The sequence below is a fragment of the Pseudomonadota bacterium genome (assembly GCA_027620075.1).
GTDB lineage: Bacteria > Pseudomonadota > Alphaproteobacteria > Rickettsiales > UBA6187 > 1-14-0-20-39-49.
In genome coordinates this window covers 1-25,418 of sequence record JAQCEY010000003.1, presented here as the reverse complement: position 1 = coordinate 25,418, position 25,418 = coordinate 1, and the positions used below count along the sequence as shown (strand labels likewise).

General features: G+C 39.4%; 33 protein-coding genes and 1 tRNA gene. 10 read left to right on the top strand and 24 right to left on the bottom strand.

Annotation, left to right across the window (positions count from 1 at the left end):
• Window positions 1–5: 5 nt before the first annotated feature.
• A complete protein-coding gene (locus O2942_05620) occupies window positions 6–605 on the bottom strand; it encodes an L-threonylcarbamoyladenylate synthase (protein ID MDA0781727.1) in 600 nt (199 codons plus the stop codon).
• Between the two features lie 53 nt (window positions 606–658).
• Between O2942_05620 and O2942_05615 the strand changes: the two genes are divergently transcribed.
• Window positions 659–1,315 (top strand): ParA family protein, encoded by a 657-nt coding sequence (locus O2942_05615; protein MDA0781726.1) that lies wholly within the window; start codon window positions 659–661, stop codon window positions 1,313–1,315.
• A gap of 491 nt (window positions 1,316–1,806) precedes the next feature.
• Window positions 1,807–2,451 carry a DUF2490 domain-containing protein gene (locus O2942_05610; GenBank protein MDA0781725.1) on the top strand — a complete coding sequence of 215 codons (645 nt, stop codon included), beginning with the start codon at window positions 1,807–1,809 and terminating at the stop codon, window positions 2,449–2,451.
• Between the two features lie 102 nt (window positions 2,452–2,553).
• Here the strand turns inward: O2942_05610 and gdhA are convergent, their stop codons facing one another.
• The 6 genes from gdhA to O2942_05580 all read right to left on the bottom strand — a co-directional run bounded on the left by gdhA (window position 2,554) and on the right by O2942_05580 (window position 8,355).
• Window positions 2,554–3,909 (bottom strand): NADP-specific glutamate dehydrogenase, encoded by a 1,356-nt coding sequence (gene gdhA / locus O2942_05605; protein ID MDA0781724.1) that lies wholly within the window; start codon window positions 3,907–3,909, stop codon window positions 2,554–2,556.
• Window positions 3,910–4,087: 178 nt separating this feature from the next.
• A complete protein-coding gene (locus O2942_05600; GenBank protein ID MDA0781723.1) occupies window positions 4,088–4,843 on the bottom strand; it encodes a type II restriction endonuclease in 756 nt (251 codons plus the stop codon).
• The gene (dcm, locus tag O2942_05595; protein ID MDA0781722.1) at window positions 4,840–5,799 is read right to left on the bottom strand and encodes a DNA (cytosine-5-)-methyltransferase; all 960 of its coding nucleotides are present in this window, start codon (window positions 5,797–5,799) and stop codon (window positions 4,840–4,842) included. The genes O2942_05600 and dcm overlap by 4 nt, the downstream gene beginning before the upstream one ends.
• 255 nt (window positions 5,800–6,054) lie before the next feature.
• The gene (locus tag O2942_05590; GenBank protein ID MDA0781721.1) at window positions 6,055–7,290 is read right to left on the bottom strand and encodes an aspartate aminotransferase family protein; all 1,236 of its coding nucleotides are present in this window, start codon (window positions 7,288–7,290) and stop codon (window positions 6,055–6,057) included.
• A gap of 57 nt (window positions 7,291–7,347) precedes the next feature.
• The gene (locus O2942_05585) at window positions 7,348–8,118 is read right to left on the bottom strand and encodes an ABC transporter permease (GenBank protein MDA0781720.1); all 771 of its coding nucleotides are present in this window, start codon (window positions 8,116–8,118) and stop codon (window positions 7,348–7,350) included.
• Between the two features lie 160 nt (window positions 8,119–8,278).
• Window positions 8,279–8,355 (bottom strand) — tRNA-Arg (locus O2942_05580).
• A 124-nt stretch (window positions 8,356–8,479) separates the two neighbouring features.
• Here O2942_05580 and fliI point away from each other — a divergent pair.
• Window positions 8,480–9,802: a flagellar protein export ATPase FliI gene (gene fliI, locus O2942_05575; protein ID MDA0781719.1), complete on the top strand. Its 1,323-nt coding sequence runs from the start codon at window positions 8,480–8,482 to the stop codon at window positions 9,800–9,802.
• A gap of 161 nt (window positions 9,803–9,963) precedes the next feature.
• Here the strand turns inward: fliI and O2942_05570 are convergent, their stop codons facing one another.
• The 14 genes from O2942_05570 to O2942_05505 all read right to left on the bottom strand — a co-directional run bounded on the left by O2942_05570 (window position 9,964) and on the right by O2942_05505 (window position 16,604).
• The gene (locus O2942_05570; GenBank protein ID MDA0781718.1) at window positions 9,964–10,533 is read right to left on the bottom strand and encodes a hypothetical protein; all 570 of its coding nucleotides are present in this window, start codon (window positions 10,531–10,533) and stop codon (window positions 9,964–9,966) included.
• Window position 10,534: 1 nt separating this feature from the next.
• Window positions 10,535–10,918 carry a hypothetical protein gene (locus O2942_05565; protein ID MDA0781717.1) on the bottom strand — a complete coding sequence of 128 codons (384 nt, stop codon included), beginning with the start codon at window positions 10,916–10,918 and terminating at the stop codon, window positions 10,535–10,537.
• A 2-nt stretch (window positions 10,919–10,920) separates the two neighbouring features.
• Window positions 10,921–11,241, bottom strand: coding sequence for a hypothetical protein (locus O2942_05560; GenBank protein ID MDA0781716.1), 321 nt, complete (start codon window positions 11,239–11,241; stop codon window positions 10,921–10,923).
• Between the two features lie 2 nt (window positions 11,242–11,243).
• Window positions 11,244–11,558 (bottom strand): hypothetical protein, encoded by a 315-nt coding sequence (locus tag O2942_05555; protein ID MDA0781715.1) that lies wholly within the window; start codon window positions 11,556–11,558, stop codon window positions 11,244–11,246.
• An 11-nt stretch (window positions 11,559–11,569) separates the two neighbouring features.
• Window positions 11,570–12,025 (bottom strand): hypothetical protein, encoded by a 456-nt coding sequence (locus O2942_05550; protein ID MDA0781714.1) that lies wholly within the window; start codon window positions 12,023–12,025, stop codon window positions 11,570–11,572.
• A 160-nt stretch (window positions 12,026–12,185) separates the two neighbouring features.
• A complete protein-coding gene (gene fliQ / locus O2942_05545) occupies window positions 12,186–12,461 on the bottom strand; it encodes a flagellar biosynthesis protein FliQ (GenBank protein MDA0781713.1) in 276 nt (91 codons plus the stop codon).
• 16 nt (window positions 12,462–12,477) lie between these two features.
• Entirely contained in the window at window positions 12,478–12,807 is a 330-nt protein-coding gene (gene fliE / locus O2942_05540; protein MDA0781712.1) for a flagellar hook-basal body complex protein FliE, read from the bottom strand.
• 125 nt (window positions 12,808–12,932) lie between these two features.
• Window positions 12,933–13,397 (bottom strand): flagellar basal body rod protein FlgC, encoded by a 465-nt coding sequence (gene flgC / locus O2942_05535; protein MDA0781711.1) that lies wholly within the window; start codon window positions 13,395–13,397, stop codon window positions 12,933–12,935.
• Entirely contained in the window at window positions 13,397–13,846 is a 450-nt protein-coding gene (flgB, locus tag O2942_05530; GenBank protein ID MDA0781710.1) for a flagellar basal body rod protein FlgB, read from the bottom strand. The genes flgC and flgB overlap by 1 nt, the downstream gene beginning before the upstream one ends.
• Window positions 13,847–14,038: 192 nt before the next feature.
• Window positions 14,039–14,395, bottom strand: coding sequence for a group 1 truncated hemoglobin (locus O2942_05525; protein MDA0781709.1), 357 nt, complete (start codon window positions 14,393–14,395; stop codon window positions 14,039–14,041).
• A gap of 78 nt (window positions 14,396–14,473) precedes the next feature.
• The gene (locus O2942_05520) at window positions 14,474–15,031 is read right to left on the bottom strand and encodes a NifU family protein (protein MDA0781708.1); all 558 of its coding nucleotides are present in this window, start codon (window positions 15,029–15,031) and stop codon (window positions 14,474–14,476) included.
• 138 nt (window positions 15,032–15,169) lie between these two features.
• The gene (locus O2942_05515; GenBank protein MDA0781707.1) at window positions 15,170–15,619 is read right to left on the bottom strand and encodes a hypothetical protein; all 450 of its coding nucleotides are present in this window, start codon (window positions 15,617–15,619) and stop codon (window positions 15,170–15,172) included.
• Between the two features lie 38 nt (window positions 15,620–15,657).
• A complete protein-coding gene (folK, locus tag O2942_05510; GenBank protein MDA0781706.1) occupies window positions 15,658–16,200 on the bottom strand; it encodes a 2-amino-4-hydroxy-6-hydroxymethyldihydropteridine diphosphokinase in 543 nt (180 codons plus the stop codon).
• Between the two features lie 8 nt (window positions 16,201–16,208).
• Entirely contained in the window at window positions 16,209–16,604 is a 396-nt protein-coding gene (locus O2942_05505; GenBank protein MDA0781705.1) for a dihydroneopterin aldolase, read from the bottom strand.
• A 51-nt stretch (window positions 16,605–16,655) separates the two neighbouring features.
• Here O2942_05505 and O2942_05500 point away from each other — a divergent pair, with 51 nt between their 5' ends.
• The 7 genes from O2942_05500 to O2942_05470 all read left to right on the top strand — a co-directional run bounded on the left by O2942_05500 (window position 16,656) and on the right by O2942_05470 (window position 23,159).
• Window positions 16,656–17,474: an aminotransferase class IV gene (locus O2942_05500; GenBank protein ID MDA0781704.1), complete on the top strand. Its 819-nt coding sequence runs from the start codon at window positions 16,656–16,658 to the stop codon at window positions 17,472–17,474.
• Window positions 17,475–17,617: 143 nt separating this feature from the next.
• Window positions 17,618–18,223, top strand: a complete 606-nt coding sequence (locus O2942_05495; protein MDA0781703.1) for a peroxiredoxin — start codon at window positions 17,618–17,620, stop codon at window positions 18,221–18,223.
• 85 nt (window positions 18,224–18,308) lie between these two features.
• Complete coding sequence (gene trxB, locus O2942_05490; GenBank protein ID MDA0781702.1) at window positions 18,309–19,250, top strand: thioredoxin-disulfide reductase; 942 nt, start codon at window positions 18,309–18,311, stop codon at window positions 19,248–19,250.
• Between the two features lie 264 nt (window positions 19,251–19,514).
• Window positions 19,515–20,348: an oxygen-dependent coproporphyrinogen oxidase gene (gene hemF, locus O2942_05485; protein MDA0781701.1), complete on the top strand. Its 834-nt coding sequence runs from the start codon at window positions 19,515–19,517 to the stop codon at window positions 20,346–20,348.
• 98 nt (window positions 20,349–20,446) lie between these two features.
• Entirely contained in the window at window positions 20,447–21,529 is a 1,083-nt protein-coding gene (gene hisC, locus O2942_05480; GenBank protein MDA0781700.1) for a histidinol-phosphate transaminase, read from the top strand.
• Complete coding sequence (locus O2942_05475) at window positions 21,529–22,599, top strand: hypothetical protein (GenBank protein ID MDA0781699.1); 1,071 nt, start codon at window positions 21,529–21,531, stop codon at window positions 22,597–22,599. Before hisC ends, O2942_05475 begins: the two co-directional genes overlap by 1 nt.
• A 74-nt stretch (window positions 22,600–22,673) precedes the next feature.
• Window positions 22,674–23,159 (top strand): GNAT family N-acetyltransferase, encoded by a 486-nt coding sequence (locus O2942_05470; GenBank protein MDA0781698.1) that lies wholly within the window; start codon window positions 22,674–22,676, stop codon window positions 23,157–23,159.
• Window positions 23,160–23,276: 117 nt separating this feature from the next.
• Here the strand turns inward: O2942_05470 and O2942_05465 are convergent, their stop codons facing one another.
• From O2942_05465 to O2942_05455, 3 genes are all read right to left on the bottom strand, one after another.
• Window positions 23,277–23,729: a DUF2852 domain-containing protein gene (locus tag O2942_05465; GenBank protein MDA0781697.1), complete on the bottom strand. Its 453-nt coding sequence runs from the start codon at window positions 23,727–23,729 to the stop codon at window positions 23,277–23,279.
• 13 nt (window positions 23,730–23,742) lie between these two features.
• Window positions 23,743–24,255 (bottom strand): hypothetical protein, encoded by a 513-nt coding sequence (locus O2942_05460; protein MDA0781696.1) that lies wholly within the window; start codon window positions 24,253–24,255, stop codon window positions 23,743–23,745.
• A gap of 101 nt (window positions 24,256–24,356) precedes the next feature.
• The gene (locus tag O2942_05455; protein MDA0781695.1) at window positions 24,357–25,202 is read right to left on the bottom strand and encodes an arginase; all 846 of its coding nucleotides are present in this window, start codon (window positions 25,200–25,202) and stop codon (window positions 24,357–24,359) included.
• Window positions 25,203–25,418 lie beyond the last annotated feature (216 nt).

Here is a 25,418-nt window from a genome sequence, read left to right as displayed (position 1 = left end):
GAACTTTATTTTTCAATTATTTTTAAAATATCTTCCATAGTTATTTTGCCCTTACGTAAAATTTTAGGGAAGTTGCCGCACAGGTCGATAACAGTAGATGCCTCGCCCGAACATCCTCCGCCTTCAATCACCATGTCTATTTTATCACCGAAATAATCCCTTACTTCAGAGGCACAAAGTGCATCGGGCTTGCCCGATAAATTGGCACTGGTAGCTACAACCGGACAATTTGTACGCCTTAATATTTCCAGTGCCGTCTTGTGGTCCGGGATACGCACCGACAATGTATCGATACCGCCGTTTATTATATCGGGCAGGTCGCAGCCTTTGGATTTGGGCAGTACCATACTTATGGGACCGGGGCATAATTTTTTTGCAATCATCAGTGCATGTTCATTAAAATCAACGTACTTTTTTGCCTCATCTATATTTTCTACTAAAAGTGCCAAAGGTTTTTTAAACTCCCGTCCTTTTAGCTTAAAAATAGCCTCTAACGCATTCTCATTTTGTGCATTTGCGGCTAACGCATACACCGTTTCCGTTGGAAAACTTACCGACTTTCCCTCTTCAAGTAATATAGACGCTTGTATTATCAGTGATTCCATGTTATACAACCATTGGTTACAGTTTTTCTCATATTCAAAAAAAGAGGATGCCTATGTCTCATAAAGTCATCACCATAGCCCAGCAAAAAGGCGGTTCAGGTAAAACAACAATAGCTTCACATTTGGCAGTTGCTTTCGGTCAAAAAGGAAAGCGAGTAACTGCTATAGACATAGATCCTCAAGGTAGTTTTACCAAGTGGCACGCTTTAAGGGAAGAAAAATTTGGTGAGGGTTTTACAGGCATTAATTTTTCAAGCATTTCAGGCTGGAGATTACATAACGAGATATCCGAATTTAAAAATAATTCCGATGTTATAATTATAGACAGCCCGCCTCACACGCAAACAGAAACGAAAACCGCCATAAGAGCGGCAGATTTGGTCATAATTCCGGCACAGCCTTCTCCCACCGACCTTTGGGCAACCGATGATACCATGGATATAGTGGGTAACGAGCGTATCCCATATAGAATTCTACTTAACCGTGTGGTGTTCAATGCAAACCTGACTAAAGAAATATCGGGGGAGTTTTCGAAAGTCCTCGATACAAGGATAGGCAACCGCATATTGTTCGCATCGGCAATGATGGACGGACGCACGGTAACCGAGACTACGCCCTCAAGCATAGCCGCCCTTGAGGTGAAGAACCTGTTAAAAGAAATCGAAGCGTTACTATTCCCTGTAAGCAGGAAAATAGTTAAGGCTGCTTAGGCGATTTTTATCATGCTCACCTAATCTAAATTTCTGCAAAATCCTTTCATTCGTACCAAATCATCGGACGGTACGAAGTTTACTATATTGTGTTTCGGACATGAGTTTTAACGAAGATTAATCGGGAATCCGAAAAAAGAATGCGTCGGAACACATGCGTGTAATTAAGCATGTTGTACTCAACGTTATCGGAAAATTTGCAAAAACAGTCGTCTATAGAGACTCTAAAGAAGACAGAAGGACGGGAAAACCCAAAAATTCATAATATTTTACAACAAAAATTTAGAATAGGTAGCACTGCTAAAATATGGTTTATTTTACTCATCTGAATGAGGTTGGAAATATAAAATTTATACGGTTTTTTACTATAAACTTGAAAAAAATAAGAAGTTAATATAGTTAATGTAATGAAAATATCGGTCTCGTAGATTGTTTGTTTCGAATATTTATTTTCAGCCGTAATATATAAAATTAAAAAGGTATCTGCATAAATGAAAAAAATATTTATATTTTTAATCCTTTTATCGGTAACACCCCCTGCATACGCATTACGGCACTGGAATAAACTGGTATATTCACCTGAAATAAAAAATGATGTTAAACTTTATACCGAGATAGAGTACCGCTATAACGGTAATGATGTTTTTTACCGCCACTATGACGGGGGATTCAGGTTTCCTATAAAATATTTCGGTGAAGGGTGGGAAGGCGGCGTTCAGTTCAGGGCGGTATATACAAAGTCAACAGACGGAAGCTGGGACTTTGAAAAAAGACCTCACGTACAACTGCAAAAAACAATATATAGCCCGCAATATGAATTTATACCGGAGCTGAAGTGGCAGTTTAGAACCCGACATGAATACAGGGTACGTGAAAACGGCAATGATACTGCGAGAAACAGGCTGCGTCTTATGCTCAAGACAAAAGATGCATACTATAACATAAAGCCTTTTATCGGGAATGAAACGTTCTATGATTTTGACGCTGATGACTGGACATCTAACAGGTTTATATTAGGCGTAGACCTACCTGAATTTAAAATAGCCAAACCAAGTATCGCATATCAACTGGAAACCGACATGAGCGATAATGACTTTGACCATACGTCAAACCTGCTGTTCACTCTCAGCTTCTAGAGCCTATAAGCCTGCGTAGGAAGTGCTAAGTCAGGCTGCAATTCCATAAACTAAACCGCCAACCAGAAAAATGCCTGCGTCTTTTGCAGCCTACATGTTTTATTAGAACACACCCTGAGCAAGCATAGCTTCACACACTTTTTTGAAGCCCGCTATATTAGCACCTTTAACGTAGTTGATATACCCGTCTTCCTCACGTCCGTTTGCGGCACATTGAGCATGTATCTTAAGCATGATATCACGAAGGCGTTTATCAAGGTCTTCCCTGTCCCAACCGATACGCATGCTGTTTTGTGACATCTCTAAACCGGACACCGCAACACCGCCTGCGTTAGCCGCTTTGCCCGGTGCAAACAATACCCTGCTTTCAATGAAAATATCGGTAGCTTCCTGAGTGGTAGGCATGTTAGCCCCCTCTGAAACCGCAATACACCCGTTAGCAACCAGTTTTTTGGCATCATCTTCATCAAGCTCGTTCTGGGTGGCACATGGAAGAGCTACATCGCACTTAACGTTCCAAGGTTTTTCGCCTTCAAAATACTCAACACCGAACTCTTTTGCATATTCGGATATGCGTCCGCGACGGACTTGTTTAAGGTCACGTACATAATCAAGTTTTTCTCTTGTCACCCCCTTAGGGTCATAAATATAACCTGATGAATCCGATAGCGTAACAACTTTAGCACCAAGTTCGATAAGTTTTTCAACCGCATATTCTGCCACATTGCCCGAACCTGAAACACACGCCACTTTACCTTTTAAGGATTCACCTTTTTCTTTTAGCATGTCCTCTAACATATAAACAGCACCGTAACCTGTGGCTTCGGTACGGATAAGGCTTCCGCCATATGTTAGCCCTTTACCTGTAAGGATACCGTTGAACTGCCCGCTTATTCTTTTGTTCTGACCGAAAAGATAACCGACTTCCCTTGCACCTACACCTATATCGCCTGCAGGAACGTCGGTATAAGGACCTATATGCTTTGAAAGCTCAATCATGAATGACTGACAAAAACGCATAACTTCCGCATCAGACTTGCCCTTAGGGTCAAAGTCAGAGCCGCCCTTACCGCCACCTAAAGGCAAACCTGTAAGGCTGTTCTTGAAAGTCTGTTCAAACGCAAGGAACTTTAAAACGCTCAAGGAAACGCTAGGGTGGAAACGAAGCCCTCCCTTATATGGACCGATAGCATTAGAATGCTGAACCCTGTAGCCCCTGTTAACCTGAACATCGCCGTTATCATCAGTCCAGCTAACACGGAAAATAACTATCCTGTCAGGCTCGACAAGACGCTCCAATATCTTGGCTTTCCTTATTTCAGGCTTGTTATAAATGTAAGGAATAATAGTCGATGCCACCTCATAAACAGCCTGTTGGAACTCAGGCTCGTTCGGGTGGTTAGTTTTCACTTCATTCATGAAGCTTTCTAAATATTGTTCGGCTGTTTCATTATTCATGTTAACTACATTTGCTTTAGACATTTTAAATCCCTTATATTAGGCATACCATACACCCCATATATTGTCTTTTTATTATTTCGTAAAGAAATAAATTATAATATTTTTATTTTATCGGTAATGTTACATTGATATGAAAAAATTCATATAGCTCGCTCACCAATTTATTATTAAAAATCTACTCTAATAGTAAACATGGGTTAATTTTAAATTGTAACATTTGAGCTGTTTTTCTTCCGCCATCACCTCCTTTTCGTTGGAGCGTTATTTTTCCTATTTTTATGCTACCCCTATCAGTAATACAGACTTCGCCGTTTCCAAAATAATTAAGAACATAATTAATAGGTTTTAATGTCCATTTTAAGTCAGAATCTTGCAATTTAAGAATTACCAGCATCCATTCCGCAGAAAAGCTGCCCCTGCCTTTCAAAATATCCGATATAATAAGAGTTTTATTTTCTGATATAAACCGTACGAGCTTTTGTTGTTCCGGAACGGAGAATTCATCTGCAAACATCCTCCTTTCGTCTCTTGGATTTAATATGTAAGGCTCTACTTCTCCGGTAAAATACTTTAGTAATTTTTCAACATCTTTTGGAATTTTCCATAATTCAACATACTTGTCGACCCACCTTTTATCAATTTGATTAAACCCTTGAGGATTTGAAACTAATTTTACTTGTAAATTTTGAGTATCTTGTAATTTCTTTAATTTAATTTCAATATGAATCTGAACTTGAATGTCAGCTTTAAAACTCCCCTTAACTTTATAGGCATTAACACATTCAATCTCTTTTATTTTATAACCCATAGCCTTGAGCCACTGGCGGGCAAGGTTATCATTTTTCCAATTGTTAAAACGCTCAATAATATCTTTTTCATTTTTGAAGCCTGCTTTAGCGGCATCTGAACCCATTTTGACTAAATCTTTCATGCGTAACTTTCTAATATAATTTTTCCTAAGTCGTGCATTACATTAACGGTCATTGCGTTACCTGCCTGAGATAACAATGCCGTTTGTGAAAAGGCGGAATCGGCATTTATGGACATATCCTCATCGAATCCCTGTAAAAGTAACGCCTCCATTGCACTTAACTTTCTTAACTTACCGTTTTTAACATAAATTATACCTTGTCTACCCGTTCTGATGGTCGGCACTCTATCTATATAAAGTCTTAAGTCGCTTTGTCTTGTATCAATAACCAGATATTCATTTTTGATTAGATCATCAAAATTATATTTTCCGAAATTATATTTATTATTAAGATATTTGTTTTTAAATGTTTCTAAAGGTTTTCCTGACAATATGTGTTTATCATCATTATTGATTAAGAATCTTTGAATGTTATATCCTATGTTATTATCATTATCGGGAAACTTAAACTTTGGAACCAAATCTTTTCTGATACCTACAAAATAAACACGTTCTCTTATTTGTGGAGTGCCGTAATTGTAACTATTAAGGGTTTTGCAGTAAACATTATAGCCTTGAGCTTCCAGCCCCTTAACAATTACATTAATCACATCGCCGTTACCTGCACTTAGTATTCCCTTAACATTTTCGAGTAAGAAGAATTTAGGCTTTTTTTCCTTTAATATTTTCTTTATCCCGAATATTATCTGACCTCGTTCATCAATAAACCCCTTCCGTTGTCCTACTACGGAAAATGATTGACATGGAAAGCCCGCAAGAAGAATGTCAAATGACGGTAAATCTGATGATTTTATTTTCATTAAATCACCATAATTTTTTAGCTCACTTCCAAAGAAAAGCTTATATGTTTTTTCAGCTTTTTTATCAATTTCGGCATATCCAACACATTGGCAGGATAATTTTTTAAATGCCAAATGTGCCGCACCAATCCCTGAACATAAATCTATAAATTTCATTGTATAGAGCGTTATTTTAGTTAAAATATGCCTTTAATTTCTTTTATATAAGCCTCTGCAAAAGGTCGTAAAGTTGAAATTTGAGTTCTTTTTATCCCTCTCCCGCTTGTGGGGGAGGGTTAGGGATGGGGTGATAAACACAGGTATAACAAATACTTGCGAGTTTTCACCCCTCACAAAAACACTTTCGTGTTTTTAACTCTCCCTCAAGGGGAGAGTAGTTTTTTTGACTTTTGCAGAACTTTCTATAGTAAATTAATATTCCTTACAGGCTTCCTCAATGATGGAAAGGGCTTTTTTAACATGGCGTTCATTGATAATAAGCGGAGGCAGGAGCCTTACCACGTTATCGGCGGCAGCAGGTGCTAATAAACCTTTATCCTGTAGCTTTCCGACAAATTCCTTGTTGTCGGGAATCAGTTTTAAACCAAGCATCAGCCCCATACCCCTGACTTCGGCTATAACCTTGATATATTTCTTGGCAAGTTTATTAAGACCGTCTTTCAACAATTTTCCCTGTTGCTCGACATTTGCAAGGAATCCCTCGCTCAAAATTTCTTGCATTACCACCTGACCTACTGCCATAGCAAGAGGGTTACCGCCATATGTAGAGCCGTGAGTTCCAAGTGTCATGCCTTTGGCAGCTTTTTCCGAAAGCAGGCACGCACCAAGAGGAAAACCGCCACCGATACCCTTTGCCGATGTTACTATATCAGGCTTGACATCATAATGCTCATGTGCAAATAGCTCGCCCGTCCTGCCTATGCCCGACTGTATCTCGTCAAAACACAGCAACAACTTGTGATCGTTACATATCTTGCGTAAGCCTTTCAAAAACTTCTTGTCGGCAGGTCTGATACCGCCGTCGCCCTGTATCGGCTCAACTAAAATAGCCGCAGTTTCATCGGTGATAGCTTCTTTTACCGCCTCTAAATTATTAAACTCAACATTATCAAAACCTTCAACCGGAGGACCAAAACCTTCCTGCATCATAGGGTCACGCTTACTTGCCCAGATAGCCGCCAGCGTCCTGCCGTGAAAAGCACCCGTAAATGTAATTATCCTGAACTTGTTAGGATTACCCGTAGCATCATGATATTTGCGAACCGACTTTATACAGCATTCGATTGCTTCAGCACCGGAATTGCAGAAAAATACCTTATCTGCAAAAGAGTTCTCGGTAATAATATCGGCAAGCTCTTCCATTCCCGGTATTTCGTAAAGGTTGGAAAGATGCCATACTTTTTTAGATTGTATGTGAAGAGCATTCACCAGCTTCGGGTGATTATAACCAAGGCTGTTTACCGCTATACCGGACATAAAATCCAGATAGCGTTTTGAATCGTTAGTATATAGATATACTCCCTCACCTCGTTCTATTTGCAATTTGCTCCTGTTGTAAACAGGCAATATATGCGACGTCAACCTATCTCTCCCTTTTTTTGGAACTCTCGTTACAACTGCTTCATTACTATACTTTAATAACGCCATAATCACACTACTTTAAAAAATTAACGTAAAGATATGTACTTAAGATACAAGGCAAAGTCAACTTTTTATACGGTATCCTTTCTTAATCATAACCTGTACTACAATCCATATAAACATATTTGCAACTAACATAACTATTACACCTACATTAAGGTTGCCGTCGTGATAACCGGTCAGACCGTATCTGAAACCGTCTATCATATAAAAAAACGGGTTGGCATGGCTGACGGTTTGCCAGAATTCAGGCAGTTTGTGAATCGAGTAAAATGTTCCCGATAAGAATGTCATAGGTGTTATCAGATAACTTGTAACGGCAGCCATCTGGTCGAAAGTCTCGGCAACTATTCCGGCGAATAAGCCTAGCAGAGAAAGCAGCATTGAAGCTGATATTATAAAAAATAACGTGTAGCCTATACTATGGATATTGATATCTATAAAGAAGGCAACGGATATAAACACAAGCAGCCCTACCATTAGCCCCCTTACCACTCCTGCAAGCACCATCGAACAGGTAATCTCAAATGCGGAAAGCGGTGGCATAAGATAGTCAATTATAGTTCCAAGCACCTTACCCATAATAAACGAGGACGATGTATTGGCAAAAGCGTTCTGCATTACCGCCATCATAATAAGACCCGCCGCCATGAACTCCTTGAAAGGTAAAGTGCCGATTGTTTCAACCCTGCCGCCCAATGCCAGACTGAACACAGCCAGAAATAACAGTGAGGTTATAACGGGTATGATAAGCGTTTGGTTATAGACCTTTAAAAAACGCCTTACTTCCTTTGAGAATAAAGAATATGCCCCTAAAAAATTGCAGTCTTGCATGATTTTGCTTATTGAAATTATTTATTATATAATGAGATATCACGAATTAACGATATCATCAACAAAAACTCAGGTTTTTAATTAAGAACATTGTTGTTATTCCATTGGTACACGTTTTGTTCGTGTTACCTATGTCTTCGGTATGTACCGCTGTAAACAATGGCCTGCCCTAGAGGATTCGAACCTCTGACCCACAGCTTAGAAGGCTGTTGCTCTATCCGGCTGAGCTAAGGGCAGGTAGATGGATTTTTAAATCAAGAATGTCTTAATAAACTACAAAAGCTTTACACTCAAGGGAAAATTATAACCTATAGATAATTTATCTTTGAAAATAGCTATTGATTCATTATGTTTTATATCTATGAAACAGCATTTTGATAATCTGGCAAATGAAATTCAAAGATTACCCGATATACATTATTTTGGGCGGGTAAAGTCCGTAAGGGGGTTGCTGGCGGAATGTTCGGGTTTGCAAAAAGTTGTAAGTGTAGGCTCAAGATGTAAAATAATAGCCCGCAATAATAAAGAAATCATCGCCGAGGTGGTAGGTTTCAGGGAAGATGTTGTTCTGCTCATGCCGTTTAGTGACTTAGAAGGTGTAGGCATGGGGTGTAAAGTATGGCTGATAGATGAGGCTTCCGTTATTTACCCGTGTGAGGCATGGCGTGGACGTGTCATAAATGCTATGGGCGAACCTTTAGACGGTAAAGGGTCTTTGACCAAAGGTGATTTAAGCTATCCTTTCCGCAACAACCCGCCATCTGCACATGCCAGAAAAAGGGTTAAGGGCAAAATAGATCTTGGCGTTAAAGCTTTAAATACCTTCCTCACATGCTGTAAAGGTCAGAGAATGGGTATCTTCGCAGGCTCGGGAGTGGGTAAGTCGGTTTTGCTTTCTATGCTTACAAAATATTGCGATGCCGATATAAAAGTTATAGGTCTTATCGGTGAGCGTGGGCGTGAGGTTCAGGAATTTTTACAGGAATATTTAGGCGAAGAGGGGCTTAAAAATGCCGTTGTGATTGTGGCAACAGGCGATGAATCGGCTTTGATGAGAAGACAGGCAGCATATCTTACATTGACTGTGGCAGAATATTTCAGGGACAGGGGCAAAGATGTGCTGTGCATGATGGACTCGGTAACACGCTTTGCTATGGCACAGAGGGAAATAGGGCTTTCGGCAGGCGAACCTCCGACTACCAAAGGTTATACACCTACCGTATTTTCCGAACTGCCCAAATTGCTTGAAAGGGCAGGACCGGGAACAAAAGAAGGCGGTATAACGGGTATATTCTCCATATTGGTTGAAGGGGACGACCATAACGAGCCTATATCCGATGCGGCAAGAGGAATCTTGGACGGACATATAGTTCTGGACAGGTCAATAGCCGAGAGGGGGCGTTTTCCTGCCGTCAATATATTGAAAAGTATTTCACGTACAATGCCGGCATGTAATAGCGATGCCGAAAATAAAATTGTACAACGAGCCAAGTCAATTATAGCAACATATAACGATATGGCAGAGTTAATAAGACTTGGTGCATATAAGCATGGTTCTGATGCTTTAGTGGACGAGGCAATAAAATACCACGACCGGATAGAGGAATTCTTAAGACAGGCTCCTGATGAACAAGCTAGGCTGGAAGATTGTTATAAACAGTTGGAGCAGATATTGAGCAGTTAGTAAAACGAATGCTTATTACACAATCAGGCAGGGCTAGAAAATCTGTTAACGGAATTGAACCTAACGATATAATCAGGCTAAAGAGGCAACCACGCTTCTTTTTGGGGTAATATTATTACAGGAATTACAGGTATGCACGAATGGAAGTCGGCATAAAGTTCCTAATACTCGTATTTGAACTCCCAGTTCATTATCGGGTTTTTGCCTTTGCCGTTCATCACCATGTCGTCAGAGAAGTCCATTGCTCCTCCCATGCCGAATTCACGTCCTAAGCTGCCGTAGTCACCTCCGAAATTTTTCAAGAATTTCAAAGTACCGCCACCCGGCCCCCACATTTGTAATAAACCGTGTTCAAGTATGTTCTCCGTACCCATAAAAGTTGTAAGGAACTGCGACCTTTCATTCGGCAGGTTCATACGTATATCAGCCTGACGAAGTGTTCCGTAAGCATAGTGACGGCAGAAATTAAAAGTGTCTTTCCACGCCTTATAGTATGTGGGATCTTTTCGCAAAATAGGGTCTTGCTTGAATGAATAAAACGTCTTATAGGTTGTACTGGTCATTGACGACATTCCGCTTTCGCAGCCGTCCTTCCAGCCGTGTTTATATTTATTGGGTGCGTCCTGAGGCATTTGCTTGAATAGCCATGAATGCGGCTTTATCGCATCAGGTGCGTTGTAGCAGCCTGTAAGTAAGAATACGGATATTACTATCAATAAAATTTTATTCATATTACCTCAACTCGTTGGGACATAATACACACAGATTGTTATCCAGCGGGTGTCCGCTCTGATCCAGTGAATCCCAAACATAACGGAATGCATATTGTCTACAATATGTGTAAGAATCCTTCCATGCCTTATAATAGACCGGATTATTTACCTTGTAGGTATCTTGTTGATATGCATAAAAGCTTTTATAATAGCCCGGAACCATGGTTGACAGACCGGTGTTGCATCCGTCCTCCCAGCCCTCTTTGTAGTCGGGATGTGCATCTTTTGGCGGTGAGCCTATCCTAAACGGTTTGGGAGCCATAGGGTTATTAGGTGAAAATATCTGCCCCCTGCAACCCGTTATCGCTAAACATACCGTTAATAATAATACAAGTTTTTTCATATCTATAAAATATTCCTTCTTAAATACTGGAATACATAACGTTGACAGTAATTATAAGCAGCCTTCCAACCCTTATAATATACCGGATCCTGTGCCAACGCAAAATCCTGTTTGAAATCATAGAAAACACGCTGCAATTTGTTTGCAGTTGCCGATATTCCCGTTTCGCAGCCGTCCCTCCAGCCTTTGCGGAAATTGGTAGGACCTTCAGGACCTTGAGTCAACATGTCTTGCATCCAAGGAGCACCGACCCTAGGCTTAAAATCCGATGTACAGGACATCAGAAAAAAAGCCGTAATAATTAAAATAAAGATATTTTTCATTATTATCTCCAGTTGCCCAAACCGTGAGAGCTATTCATCATTCCTCTTACGGCACAGTATGCATAAGCGTCTTTCCATATTTTATAGTAAACCCTGTTTTGAGCTAATTCAGGATTTTGTTTCCATGTAAAATACATTTTTTTCAAACTACTTTTATAACCGGAACTTCCGCTTTCACAACCGTCCAAAAAACCCTGCTGATATATTTTAGGTCCCGGAGGCGGTAGTATATCCTCGCCACCGGGGTGTATTCTCATTAAATTTGAACAGCCCGAAGACGCAAAACATACCATAAGTAATAATATAAACTTTTTCATTATATGTTCCTTTAGTGGGTTTCCCAATCCAGTGCGTGTGTACAATATGCCGATGCATCTTGATATCCGCGTAAATACCAAGGATTCTCGCTCAATTTATCGGCGTCGACTACGGTATCTCTTAATCGTGCAAGACCTGAGCCTATAGCACTTGCGAATGTTTGGCAGCCCGCCTGAAATCCTTCTTCATAGCTTTGGTCACGCCCTGCATACATAAGCTGTTTTTTCTCTTCTTCGGTACGATAGTAATATCTTGATGCCTCATTATCCTGATAGGTAGGCTGGTCATCATATCTGGGAGCGGGTATGTGATCAAAATATTGCTGTCTGAAAGCCCTTGCCTTAAACTGATCTTTGTTAATAAGCCCCATTACTTTCTGTGATGCAGGCACATTCTCCCTATCAAACCTCTGGCAGCCCAGAAGGCTAATTGCTATTAAAGTTAATGTAAAAAATTTCCCTGTCAAATTCCGCCGCTTCCTTCATTATCTTCTTATGATAATGACGTTTATTATAGCAGAAATTTCCCTAAAACGCATTACATTTATTAAGAAAGCATTAAAAAAACGATAAAAATAGATATATTTATAGTGGGTTTTGTTAAGTTTTAGTTGAAAAATCGTAATATTATAATACACCTGATGACGAAACTATCATAGCCGCCAAAGTCTCAGACAACCCTCGTAGTTGCATACCTATAAAGGGCAAGAACATTATCAATGCCAGAAAAATAGCGATTATCTTAGGAACAAATGATAGTGTCATCTCCTGAATCTGCGTTAATGCCTGAAACAGCGACACTATAAGACCGACAAACAGGGCTACCAGCATAAGGGGTAGTGATATTTTCAAAAGAACAAAAATAGATTCTCTGCCTATATCAAGTGCCGTAGTAGGGTCCATATTATTACTATTCCAATTAAATAGGCATCCTTAATATTTCCTGCATAGCAGTTATAAGCCTGTCACGGACTTCAACGGCAGTACGCAAGGTTACCTCTGCCTTTGTAACCGCTGTTACAACGTCAGTCAAGTCTGCCTGCTTTACAAGTGATTTTGCCGTAACTGCCTCGGCAGACCTTAAAGTGTTGGTTGCCTCACCCACCTTGCCTGCCAAGGAGTTTCCGAAAGCTGCTATAGCGTTAGAACCGGTTGCAGACTCACTTCCGCTTTGATTAGTTATTGCGGTTGTAGGCATTTGTGCGGCTTTATTATAGGCATTTAGTGCGGCATTAAAACTCACTGACATATGTATTCCCTTATTTATCAATGTCATTCCACGAATTTGTTTCGTAAAACAAATTATAGTGGAATCCATAATTGTAATAATTATATTTATATAAAAAATCAGGGCTACTTGCCGAAAAGAGCTGCCTACCTTAGCAACTCAAGCGTATTTAAGTACATACGCTTTGTGGTCTCAACTGCACCAAGGTTCGCTTCATAGCTACGCTCGGCTTCTTTCATATCAACATTTTCTATCGTGCGGTTGACATTTGGTAATAAAATATAACCGTCTTCATCGGCAGCGGGATGAGAAGGGTCAAATCTTGCTTTGAACGGAGTTTTATAATCCCTTGATAACTTATCTACCTCAACTATCTCATTACCCGTCTTAGGGTTGACGGTATTTTTAAAATATATGGTTTTGCGCCTGTACGGCTCCTCATCAGGACTTGTACCGACCGAATCGGCATTTGCGATATTTTGTGAAATAATCTTCATACGCTGGCTTTGCACCTTCATACCCGCCGTAGAACGCTCAAAAGCATCGTCAAGCCCAAGGGCTTGGGATAAGGACGGAAATAAAACTACGAAAATAATAAACACATATCTCATTACCTGTTACCTCCTATAGCAGATCTGACCAACCCGTTATACTGACGCATGATACCTACTACCTTATTATATTCCATATCGGTTTCTGCCATTTTTATCATCTGCTCTTCAAGTGATACGTTATTGCCGTCTAAAGACGTATCATACGAATCTTCCTGTTTGATGGTTTTAAAATGTGCAACTGAGGTTGCTCCGCCTATATGCCCCAGAGCGGTTGCCTGTAATTTTATGCCCATATTTGAACCCGAAGCAGAATTTATCCTGAATTCCTCTAAGTCACGAGCCTTGAATCCGGGTGTATCGGCATTCGCAATATTATGTGATATTACGGACTGGCGTTGGTTAAGATATTTCAGTTTAGTTGAAAGCGATGAAAGTATGTCCTGCTGCGAATATGAAGCAGAAGGAAAAAATGATAGCATTAATGTGGCAAGTACAAGTTTCTTCATGACTACAGCATTATCTTTTTTAGTGTTCAAACGCCACTGGGGCTTAAAAAAATAACGCCTAGCTACTTGCTTGGCTTAAGAAGTAAAATATCACAACAAATTGTGTATGGCTAGCACTTTTTCTACTAAATGTAGTCGTTTTTTAATTGGATAGTAATATTAGGGAGTTATATAATAATCGTTAAAATAAGGCTACAGATTCAAAACGTCATCATGCGTGCTTGCCGCTATTAACATAACTTCGTCCTGAATATCATCAGGAACGCTTAGTTCTTCCAGCGTGGATTTTAAATGACCGGCAACAGCATTGAAATGCTCTTCCGTTAGGTTCAGGTTCTTATGAGCTTCACGCATGTTCTTACCCGAATAATTAGGAGCACCTCCGAAAGCATATGTCAAAAAAGCCTTCTGCTTGGCGATTTGTCGAGGCATATCTACGTTTTTAAATAGATAATTTATTGTGTCGTCAGCCATAACTTTTTCGTAGAATATATCTACAGCCGCATTTACCGCTGCTTTACCGCCTAGCTTTTCATATAATGTAGTCATTAATACATCCCCCATATTTTTTATTTATACAAGAAAGTATCTTCGTCTATAAGTTAAAACTAGTCAATGGAATTTATTCTAAATCTCAATAGCTTCTACAGACTCAACTTCAGGAACATAATGTTTCAGCATGTTCTCGATACCGTTTTTCAATGTGATTGTAGAGCTGGGACAGCCCGAACACGCACCGTGCATTTCAAGTTTTACAATGCCGTTCTCAAATCCGTGAAATATTATATCACCGCCGTCTTGTGCCACCGAAGGGCGTACACGAGTTTCTATAAGCTCTTTTATCTGCTTTACTATCTCGTCATCATCTTCATTAGACTCCGCACTTGCTTTAGAGCCGTCACCCGACATTACGGGCTTGCCTGCAACATAATGCTCCATAATGGTTGTAAGCACTTCCGTTTTAAGGTGACTCCAGTCATTATCCTGATTCTTGGTTACAGATATAAAATCGCTGCCTAAGAAAACCGCTTCAATACCGTTTATATCAAATAAAGCCGTTGCAAGAGGCGAACGCACAGCCTCCTCTTTACTATTAAAGTTAGCCGTAGAACTGCCAAGCACCGACTCACCCGGAATAAACTTCAAGGTGGCAGGGTTTGGTGTTGTTTCCGTTTGTATAAACATATTATCCGCTCATAATAACATAGTGATTTTGTCAGGTATATTTACGATGTTTTAAGCGGTTTGTCAATGAACTAAGGGTACTTGATGTATAAATTACTTCGAAGAATTAACTTCTATTTAATAAAGCGGCAAATAACGTTAAAAACTAAGCTGATTTGAAATGTTTTTTTTCGCCTGATATTCGATATGAAGTTCGGGATATTCATTTGCTTGATTAATCTTTTTTTTAGTTATTTGTAGGGCATTAAGATGCTTGCCTTGTATTTTTTTTATGCTTTCTGCTTCTTCCAACAAAGATTGACTTAAATTATATTGATATTGAGCCTGCTCGGCAGACAAGCCGTCAATTCCTGAAATTTCAATCTGAGATTTATATAATGCAAGATCTGCATATGCGTTTAAAGGTTGCATATTTTTCCGCTGCCGAGCCTCTCTTGTAAAGGCGTTTTTTTCCTCATCGAAAAACTCACTGCGAAACACCGCATAATATTTATTAATTTTTTCTACGGTACTTTCCTTTAAATTGTTAATTCCATTAGTACTAGATTTAGCTTTAAAGTTTATAATAGCTTCAACCGTATCGTTCAATAACTCGCTATCTATTTTTACCTTCCTTTTGTTCGATTTTACGCCACCAAGATATCGCTTATAGTAATTCTATTATCGGTCTTTATAAGTTCTTCATTACAGGAGCTTATCAACTGATCTGTTATTTCATAGGCAGTCTTGCCCTTGAACGCACCGTCCATCGGACACTGCCAGTTAGGGGCAAGTTCCGCCAGCGGCACTAGGGCAAACGGTCTTGTATATAAATGCTTATGGGGAATTGTAAGCTCGTCATTATTTATGTAAATATTATCATAAGCCAATATGTCGATATCAATCTCCCTTGGAGCCCAAACGCCTCTGTCCAGACGACCGAGTTCCTTTTCTATCATCTTTATTTGTTTTAACAATTCGGAAGGCGAAAGATGAGTCTCACCGCGTATTGCCATATTAAGGAATTTCTGGTTCCAAGAATCGGGCGAACCGTTCTTCAATATCGCAGTCGATTCATATATATTAGACATCTCAACTGCCGCCAATACCGACTTACTTAGCTTATTTACCGCTTTTGACAGATAATCCATTCTGTTGCCGAAATTACTTCCCAGTCCTAGAATAACCATTATAACTCCTAAAAATCACCATATTCAAAACTTGTACCGCCTAACATTCCGTCTATCGGCGGATTGCACTTTTCTACTCTTATCCAGATAACTACATCTTCGGGTGCGATTAAACGTATTTTCCTATGTAATCCTAAACACAAATACTCTAATAATTTAACTTTATTACTCTTGCAATAACTAGTCACAATATCGGCTATTTTATGATAACAGACCGTATCGGCTATATTGTCCGTATTGCATCCGGAAGGGAAATCCTTGTAAAAGAACTTTAAGCTTATTTTGATATCCTGCGGTATATCACGTTCCTGTTCGGTTATGCCGATATTAACCTTGAGTAGCAATCCTTCTAGGGATATGACCGAATTATAGCCTTCTTTCATATACAAATTTATATTTTTCATTATACTTGCGGACTCATATACACTAAAAACATTAATAAGGAAAGGATTATTTTGTCAAATTTATGTGACAGCAAGAGTGTTTTTTACAATGGCAGCTTCATAAATGAAAGTAAGGCAGCCATATCTTTTGACGACCGTGGCTTCCGCTATGGCGACGGTATTTTCGATACAATAAGGGTAAATAAAGGGGAAATGTTCAGGTTTAAAAGCCACCTGCAAAGGATAAGAAGGGGTCTGGAAGCTATCGGAATAAATTTTGATACCATGGAAATAGAACGTATATGTAATGAGTTACTGAAAAAAAATGCAGTTGAGAAAGGATTTATACGCATAGCCATAAGCCGTGGTGTAGGAAGTGAAGGATATCTGCCCAAATGCGGTAAGCCTACAGTTATTATACAGACGCTACAAAGTGCGAATGTAAGCGATGAACCTGTTGACCTTTGGCTTAGCTCATATAGGAAAATCCCCGATATATGCATGCCTTCGGACATCAAAACCGCACAAGGTCTAAACTCAACGCTTGCCAGAATGCACGCAATTGAAAACGGATGTTTTGAAGCGTTGCTGCTCGGCATTGAAGGGAAAATATGTGAAGGCAGTTCGGGAAATATTTTCTGGTTCAAAGAGGGGAAGCTATATACCCCTGCAAATAACATCCTAAAAGGGGTAATGCGTGAGGCGGTTATTGAAAAATCACCTTATGAGATTGTTCAGGGCGATTTTGAACTTGATGACCTAAAAGATGCCGAGGAAGTTTTTATAACTAATATAGCTTGGGTGGCTAAACCTATAAAATCTTTAAAGCCGGTCGGTTTTGTTTGGGAGCGGACAAAAGTTTGTGAAGAGATAAGGGGGATTATAATTTAAGTATTAGGCGGTCTGAAATTAATATCAATGCCGAAATATCTTAAAAAAATATTAATGATTCATTACTTGACACTAGGCGGTGCATGCCCCATATAAATAACTACTAATTTTATGTTGTAACAAAATTTTATGGAGGCTCTATAATGAGTGTTTTAGTTGGAAAGGAGGCCCCTGATTTTACGGCTTCTGCTGTAATGCCGGATAATCAGATAAATGATAGTTTTAACCTTAAATCATACTTAAACGGCAAAGTCGGTATATTATTTTTCTACCCCCTTGATTTTACTTTTGTATGCCCGTCGGAAATCATTTCATTCAATAACAAATTAAGCGAGTTCAAAAGCCGTAACGTTGAGGTTATAGCTGTTAGCGTTGATTCAAAATTCAGCCACCTTGCATGGAAAAACACTCCTGTAAATAACGGCGGTATCGGTCAGGTTCAGTTCCCTATCGTTTCCGACCTTACAAAACAGATTTCAAGAAATTATGATGTGTTGATAGAAGGTGCAGGCGTTGCACTTCGCGGTACGTTCCTTATCGATAAAAAAGGTGTTGTTCGCAATCAGGTTGTAAACGATCTTCCTTTGGGACGTAGCATTGATGAAGCTTTACGTATCGTAGATGCTCTTAACTTCCATGAGGAAAACGGCGAAGTTTGTCCTGCCGGTTGGAACAGGGGTTCTGAAGGAATGAAAGCATCTCCTGAAGGTGTTGCCAAATACTTGGATAAGAACGCTTCGAGTCTTTAATTGGTGTTAAGTGTCGGTGTTAAGTGTCAGTAGGCACTTGCACTGACGCTAACAGATTATACTACTGAAATCAAAAGGAATAAAAATGGCTGAACATCGTACTAAAATGTTGATAATAGGATCAGGGCCGGCGGGCTACACGGCGGCGATATATGCGGCACGTGCAAATATCGAACCTATATTAGTACAGGGAATGCAGCCGGGCGGTCAGCTAACCATAACCACCGAAGTAGAGAATTATCCCGGATTTGAAAATGCTATTCAAGGTCCATGGCTCATGGAACAAATGCAAAAACAGGCAGAGCATGTGGGAACTAATGTAATATTCGACCATATAAAAGAAGTGGATTTTTCATCACGTCCGTTCAAGGCTATATCTGAAACAGGTGATAAATTTATCGCAGATACTGTAGTTATATGTACGGGAGCGCAGGCAAAATGGCTGGGGCTTGAAAGCGAGACAAAATATCAGGGATATGGTGTTTCAGGCTGTGCAACTTGTGACGGCTTCTTTTTCAAAAATAAGGAAGTATATGTAATAGGCGGCGGAAATACCGCAGTTGAAGAGGCTTTATATCTGACAAATCACGCAAGTAAAGTTAATCTGGTGCATAGACGTGATTCATTGCGTGCTGAAAAAGTTATGCAGGACAGGCTTTTCAGGCATGAGAAAATAGAGGTTATCTGGGATACCGAGCTAGAAGAAATAACAGGCGATGAAAATCCGCTGAACGTTACGGGCGTTAAATTGAAAAATGCAAAAACCGGTGAGATAACTCAAAAACCTGCCGACGGTGTTTTCATAGCGATAGGTCATAAACCTAATACGGCTATGTTTAAAGGTAAGATAGATATGGACGAAGAAGGCTATATCAAAGTTAAACCCGGAACTTGCAATACCAACATAAAAGGCGTGTTCGCCGCAGGTGACGTGCAGGACAAAAGATACCGTCAGGCGGTAACTGCCGCAGGTATGGGCTGCATGGCAGCACTTGATGCGGAAAAATTACTTGCCGAAGAAGAGTAAGTTTTTATTCTTCAACGGGCGGTGATTTTTGATTAACGAAACAGAGGACTTTCATTAGGCTTTATACTTTCTTTAACGGTCAGGTTCTTTTCATATTATCGGCTCTTTGTTTATGAATTTTTTTATATTATTTCCGGCTTGTTAATATATTATTTGAGTTTTGTCAATTACTGCTCTATTAAAATGACATAGTTTGCTGTCGAATGTTTTTAATATTGAGTGTGTGTAAAAATGGTAAAAGTGAAACAACAACAAGGTAATCTGATGGAAGAGAAAAAGAGCAGGGCTGCCGCATGGTTTGAAGGACTAAGGGATAGTATTTGCTCTGAATTTGAAAAAATCGAAGACGAATTGACCGATTCTGATAAGCCCGTTGGAAGGTTTGAGCGTAAGAACTGGGAAAGAGAAGGCGGTGGCGGCGGTCAGATGTCTATTATGCGAGGGCGTGTTTTTGAAAAAGTAGGCGTGAATATCTCAACTGTTTTCGGAAAATTCAGTGATGAGTTTGCGAAGCAAATTCCCGGAGCGGAAGAAAACCCTGAATTCTTTGCAACAGGCATATCGCTGGTAGCACATATGCATTCCCCGTTAGTTCCTGCCGTACATTTTAACACCAGATTCATTGTAACGTCAAAAAGCTGGTTCGGAGGAGGTGGTGACTTGAATCCTATGTATGAAGTAGAGGAAGACACAAAAGATTTTCATGCAGCTTTCAAAAAAGCATGTGATAAGCATGACCCCGAATATTACCCTAAATTCAAAAAATGGTGTGATGAATATTTCTTTATAAAGCATAGGAACGAATCACGTGGAGTAGGCGGTATATTCTATGATTATTTAGATAGCGGTAATTGGGAAAATGATTTTGATTTTACACAAGATGTGGGTAAGGCTTTCCTTGATATCTACCCGAAAATTGTGCGTCGCAACATGCTTGAGGAGTGGAATCAAGAGCAAAGAGAACATCAGCTATTCAAACGAGGGCGTTATGCCGAGTTCAATCTTGTATATGACAGAGGGACAAAGTTCGGTCTTATGACGGGCGGCAATACCGAAGCTATTTTGATGTCATTACCACCTGTGGCAAAGTGGAATTAGTTTTTTAATATAAGAGTTTTCGATAAACAAGTTCATCGGTGACAAATCCCATAATTTCCGCTATATCTATGTGCTTGATATCATAAGCAGGTTAGAACATGACATTAAAACCAAAAGAATCCATATTGAAAATACAGCCATATAAGGGCGGTCTGTCAAAATCGAAGAATGAAGCTAAAACAATCAAGCTTTCATCTAACGAAACACCACTTGGTGCAAGCCCCAAAGCCATAGAAGCATATAAGAACGAAGCCGGAAAATTATTCAGATATCCCGATGGCGGTGCAACAATATTGCGTGAAGCTATCGGGCAAGTATATGGGTTGAACCCCGACCGCATAGTTTGCGGTGCAGGTTCCGATGAGATTATATCGTTCCTTTGCCTTGCATATGCAGGAGCAGGTGACGAGGTTATCTATACCGAACATGGCTTCCTTATGTACAGGATATACAGCCTGACAGTAGGTGCAACACCGATTAGCGTTCCTGAAACGGATTTAAAAACATCTGTAGATAATATCTTAAATGCCGTTACCGATAAAACAAAAATAGTATTCATCGCTAACCCTAATAACCCGACAGGCAGCTATATATCGGGCGGGGAGGTAAAACGCCTGCGTCAGAATTTACGGGACGATATATTGCTTGTATTAGACGGTGCTTATGCTGAATATGTTGAAAAAGACGATTATACGGCAGGTGAGGATATTGTGGATTTGGGTGAAAATACCGTTATGACCCGTACCTTCTCAAAAATATACGGTCTGGCGGCACTGCGTATAGGCTGGGCATATTGCCCTGAATCGGTTGCCGATGTGCTAAACAGAACAAGAGGTCCTTTTAACGTATCGTCAGCCGCTATAAGTGCGGCAACCGCAGCCGTAAAAGACGTGGAGTTCACTAAAAAAACAAAGGATTTCAATAATGCCCAACTTGAGAATATGGCATTAGAACTAAACAATATAGGGCTTGAATCAGTCCCAAGCGTGGGTAATTTTATTCTGGTTGATTTTAAAAATGCACAAAAAGCAAATTATGCATTTGAATTTTTGATGGAACAAGGTATCATCGTACGTCCGGTAGTTAATTACGGACTTGATCAATTCCTGAGAATCACTATAGGTCTGGAAGATGAGAATAAAGCCGTAATAAACGCTTTGACTCAATTTATGAATGATTAGTGACTGCTACAGAGAAAGATAGCTTAAAAAAAAATGCCCAAACAAAATCCGATAACGCTGATAATAAAAACAGTGATTTTAGCTTATTTAATACTCTGGCAAAAAATGCAGCATATAGTTCGTTAATTACCGTAGGAACCTACCCTCTGCATTCTGCAAAACTAAGGATACTTGACCCGCAGGAAAGAAATAACTATTCCAACTTACGAGAATATTACAAAGGGCATGTAAAACCGTTTTACCAACAACACGGTTTTTCACAAAAGGTACAAAATTCCTATAGCGGTATATCGGCAAGATTGATACATACGCCTTTGATGCAGGCAGTAAGATTAGGGCTGTCAATAACCAGTGACAGAATGCTCGGTGATTCTGAAGACGATATTATCAAAAGTGCTGAAAAATCAGCATTCATACTGGCAGGGGCGGCGATATTATGTCCTGTGGAAACAATAGGGATAGCTACAGCTTTAGACCCCAAAAACGGCTTTAAAAAAGTTATTGATAGCTATAAGGAATCAATATCAAAAGGAAATGTAGGAAATCTTTATCCGTCAAGCAGGGTAATATCGGCCACAGGCAGAAGTGCCGCTGCAATAACAAGTTTTACTATGGGAGGGGACTATATAAACTCTCAATTTCGGGGAGAAGACGGTAAAATAAAAGATAACGACGTATATAAAGCATCTTTGTTAACGGGGGCATTTACCGCCTTTGCATGCACTCCGCTTGAGCTTATACATTTTTGGGGCAAGGACGCTAAAAATAATTATAGCATGGAAACTCTGAAAACAAATTTTGCACGGGCGGTAAAGGGTGGCTCAGGCATAGGTGCGGCAATGATACCCAGAATGGCAATAACCGTACCTCTGGTGGCAGCCAGAAACATGGGAAGGCTTGAAGCCCCTATTGAGCATAATATACAACATCATGATGAGAAGACTAAACTTTCTGTCCTTGATAAATATAATCCGAGAGGAGTTCTAAAATCGACGCCCCACACTTCTCTTGAGCCGGAAAAAAGCTGGCAGGATAGAGTTAAGGATAAAGCTAATTTTTTCAAAAGGTAGCACATAAAAATTATGTGGAGAATTTAGTTATTTTGTGCTAAATAGTGTATAAATAACTATACATAAGGTTCGTTATGCCGTTGAAAATAAGAAAAGCTAAAGATGATGATTTTGAAGGGATATGGGAGATATTCCATCATATAGTCAATGAAGGAACAAGTTTTATTTATAAAGATGATACGACACGTGAAAAAGCCCATAAGCTATGGATGGAGGAAACTACTCCGTTCGTTGCCGTTTTAGAAGGTAAAATAGTAGGTTTTTACCTAATCAGGCAAAATAAGGTGGGGCGTGGTTCGCATGTCTGTAATGCTGCGTATATGGTGCATCACGACTACCGCAAACAAAATATAGGGCAAGCATTGTGTGAGCATTCTTTAAATGAAGCCCGAAAACAGGGCTATAAAGCCATGCAGTTCAATATCGTAGTAAGTACCAACCATAAAGCCGTAGCATTATGGATGAAAATGGGCTTCGAGGTAGTGGGAACTATCCCTCAGGCGTTCGACCATAAAGAACTTGGGCTTGTTGATGCGTATATAATGCACAGATTTCTTTAGAGATATATAGAACCTCAATATCATTTAAGGAAAATCATTTTTATCATTAATTCAACGCTAAATCCATTGAAAGATTGCAATTAAAATTGCTTATTATTATCAGCGCTTTTCATAAGTTCATTCTTTTTCCAGTTCCTGCATAAATACGTCAAAATCCGATTTTTTCTTTTCTTTTTCCAGTTCCTGCATAAATTTATCAAATTCGGATTTTTCTTTTTCTTTGAACTTATCAAGGGTTTTATCTATTTTGTTTCTGGTTTCTTTAGCACCGTCTACTTTTTCTTGCATAGATTCTTTTATGTTTTTCACACCTTCTATAGATTCGTCTATAGCTTCTTGTACACTATTCATCTTCTTTTTTATAACACCCTCGGCAGTATCTCCGGTTGTACTTGGTTGCAATACGGTAAGTTTTACAACGGCAAATAAGATTAGTCCGAACACAACGAACAAGAACATTGATATAATTTTTCTGAATATAAACAGTGCTACAAACGTAAATATAGAACCGACAAGTATATATGAAACCTGCTCATCTATCGCTACTAATAACTCATCAATATATTCCATAAAGTAACTTACTTTATTGTTGCATGTTCATCTCATTGGTTTCTTTGCTATTATAAGGGTCTTCTTCGTGCCGGTCCATACCCGTTTTTTCAGCTTCTTTTTTTCTGAAATACTCTCTTTTTTCTTTCATAGCTTCAACATAATAGTTCTTTTTTTCGAACTGAGTTTCTGCCAGTTCTGCTTTTTTCTGTAGATAATCGGCATGTGCATCTGAACGTTGCATGGCTCTTTCTTTCTTAAGTTCTGCCGATATACTGCGTCTTTCCATTCTTCTTTCGTGAAGTTTTTCCCTTCTGACAAGCTCCCCGTTATAGAATTTCTCGGAGGCTTTTAGTTTATGCTCATAATCGTCATACATTTCGTTTAGAACTTCGTCATGACGGTCTATCATTTCCTCATCTGTGCGGTTTTCCTGACCGGATTCCGGATAATACTGATTCCCTTCCATATCGGCAATTGCACCCCCTACAGACGCAAATGACAAAAATGACGCACCGATTATTACTTTTAATACCTTTAAAGACATAATTATATCTCCCAACCAAATTTATATTGTTGCTTTAATATTACTATTAAATAGTTAACTAATAGTTAAGATGGCAAAATGATTGGATTTCGTATAAAAAGTTACTTAAAAATCGCCCCTAATATATAGAAAATAAGTTTTGAAGTTATTCCTTTGTTGCCCAGATGATGATTATATTCGGCAAGCTCAACCGCTCTTAGGTCTTTATCACCTTTAAAAACACAGAACGCCTCTACGGCTTCCGCCCTATGCAGACCGTCAGGTTCTTTTGTACCCGTCCCCGGTGCTTCTGAAGGGTCGAAGACATCTACATCTATCGTTATGCCGTATCCTTGAGTATTGTTTTTCACTATTTCCAGTGCTTCGCTTATCACGTCTTGCAGCCCCCTTCTTTTAACCTCATCAATGTAAAAGATACGCACGCCTAATTTTTGCAGCAGGTTGGCTTCTTTTTCTTCAAAGCTCCTGATACCGATAAGGCAAAGATGGGCAGGTGATATTTTAGGCATATTGCTGCCTATAGAGCATAGACCTTCATCGCCATAGCCTAGCAGATGTGCTAACGGCATACCGTGATATGCACCCGAATGAGAAGTTTGCGGCGTGTGCGCGTCCATATGTGCATCAAACCATATAAGACCGAAATTCCCCTGCATGTTAAGTCCGGTTGTTACTCCGCTCCACGTTCCCACGGCCATAGAATGGTCGCCGCCTATAGCTATAGGAAAATTACCCTTACTCACTACTTTGCTAACATCATCTGATAATCTGTTACAACTATCTTTTATAATTTCGTACTTATCGGTTTTATCCGACTTATATTCACCCGTCCACCTTGCTTTAATGTGCGAACCAAGACCTATTTTTTTCAGATGTTTCGGTGCATCTGCACAACCGTTATCTTTAGCACCTTCGCCACAGGCATATGGTATTAGTATTTTTTTCATATATTATTTTGTCATTGTTGAACTAGTTTTAGAATCTTCCTTACTTAAAAAGATAGGTGCTGAAATATAATAACTTTGCATTTAATTTACCTATTATTGTCATTCCACGAATTTGTTTAGTAAAACAAATTATAGTGGAATCCACATTTAAAAAAGTTAGGAAACTTTTTTAATATCGAAAAGTTTTACTAAATTTTTTATCATGGGATGACACCG

Coding starts and splice junctions, on each gene's coding strand:
- O2942_05520 (MDA0781708.1), bottom strand. CDS start 15,031: ATGTTTATACAAACGGAAACAACACCAAACCCTGCCACCTTGAAGTTT.
- O2942_05620 (MDA0781727.1), bottom strand. CDS start 605: ATGGAATCACTGATAATACAAGCGTCTATATTACTTGAAGAGGGAAAG.
- O2942_05525 (MDA0781709.1), bottom strand. CDS start 14,395: ATGACTACATTATATGAAAAGCTAGGCGGTAAAGCAGCGGTAAATGCG.
- O2942_05585 (MDA0781720.1), bottom strand. CDS start 8,118: ATGCAAGACTGCAATTTTTTAGGGGCATATTCTTTATTCTCAAAGGAA.
- flgB (MDA0781710.1), bottom strand. CDS start 13,846: ATGAAGAAACTTGTACTTGCCACATTAATGCTATCATTTTTTCCTTCT.
- hisC (MDA0781700.1), top strand. CDS start 20,447: ATGACATTAAAACCAAAAGAATCCATATTGAAAATACAGCCATATAAG.
- trxB (MDA0781702.1), top strand. CDS start 18,309: ATGGCTGAACATCGTACTAAAATGTTGATAATAGGATCAGGGCCGGCG.
- fliQ (MDA0781713.1), bottom strand. CDS start 12,461: ATGGACCCTACTACGGCACTTGATATAGGCAGAGAATCTATTTTTGTT.
- O2942_05615 (MDA0781726.1), top strand. CDS start 659: ATGTCTCATAAAGTCATCACCATAGCCCAGCAAAAAGGCGGTTCAGGT.
- fliI (MDA0781719.1), top strand. CDS start 8,480: ATGAAACAGCATTTTGATAATCTGGCAAATGAAATTCAAAGATTACCC.
- O2942_05600 (MDA0781723.1), bottom strand. CDS start 4,843: ATGAAAGATTTAGTCAAAATGGGTTCAGATGCCGCTAAAGCAGGCTTC.
- O2942_05495 (MDA0781703.1), top strand. CDS start 17,618: ATGAGTGTTTTAGTTGGAAAGGAGGCCCCTGATTTTACGGCTTCTGCT.
- flgC (MDA0781711.1), bottom strand. CDS start 13,397: ATGAGATATGTGTTTATTATTTTCGTAGTTTTATTTCCGTCCTTATCC.
- O2942_05505 (MDA0781705.1), bottom strand. CDS start 16,604: ATGAAAAATATAAATTTGTATATGAAAGAAGGCTATAATTCGGTCATA.
- O2942_05470 (MDA0781698.1), top strand. CDS start 22,674: ATGCCGTTGAAAATAAGAAAAGCTAAAGATGATGATTTTGAAGGGATA.
- gdhA (MDA0781724.1), bottom strand. CDS start 3,909: ATGAATAATGAAACAGCCGAACAATATTTAGAAAGCTTCATGAATGAA.
- O2942_05465 (MDA0781697.1), bottom strand. CDS start 23,729: ATGGAATATATTGATGAGTTATTAGTAGCGATAGATGAGCAGGTTTCA.
- hemF (MDA0781701.1), top strand. CDS start 19,515: ATGGAAGAGAAAAAGAGCAGGGCTGCCGCATGGTTTGAAGGACTAAGG.
- O2942_05570 (MDA0781718.1), bottom strand. CDS start 10,533: ATGAATAAAATTTTATTGATAGTAATATCCGTATTCTTACTTACAGGC.
- O2942_05460 (MDA0781696.1), bottom strand. CDS start 24,255: ATGTCTTTAAAGGTATTAAAAGTAATAATCGGTGCGTCATTTTTGTCA.
- fliE (MDA0781712.1), bottom strand. CDS start 12,807: ATGTCAGTGAGTTTTAATGCCGCACTAAATGCCTATAATAAAGCCGCA.
- O2942_05610 (MDA0781725.1), top strand. CDS start 1,807: ATGAAAAAAATATTTATATTTTTAATCCTTTTATCGGTAACACCCCCT.
- O2942_05555 (MDA0781715.1), bottom strand. CDS start 11,558: ATGAAAAAGTTTATATTATTACTTATGGTATGTTTTGCGTCTTCGGGC.
- O2942_05560 (MDA0781716.1), bottom strand. CDS start 11,241: ATGAAAAATATCTTTATTTTAATTATTACGGCTTTTTTTCTGATGTCC.
- O2942_05455 (MDA0781695.1), bottom strand. CDS start 25,202: ATGAAAAAAATACTAATACCATATGCCTGTGGCGAAGGTGCTAAAGAT.
- O2942_05590 (MDA0781721.1), bottom strand. CDS start 7,290: ATGGCGTTATTAAAGTATAGTAATGAAGCAGTTGTAACGAGAGTTCCA.
- folK (MDA0781706.1), bottom strand. CDS start 16,200: ATGGTTATTCTAGGACTGGGAAGTAATTTCGGCAACAGAATGGATTAT.
- dcm (MDA0781722.1), bottom strand. CDS start 5,799: ATGAAATTTATAGATTTATGTTCAGGGATTGGTGCGGCACATTTGGCA.
- O2942_05565 (MDA0781717.1), bottom strand. CDS start 10,918: ATGAAAAAACTTGTATTATTATTAACGGTATGTTTAGCGATAACGGGT.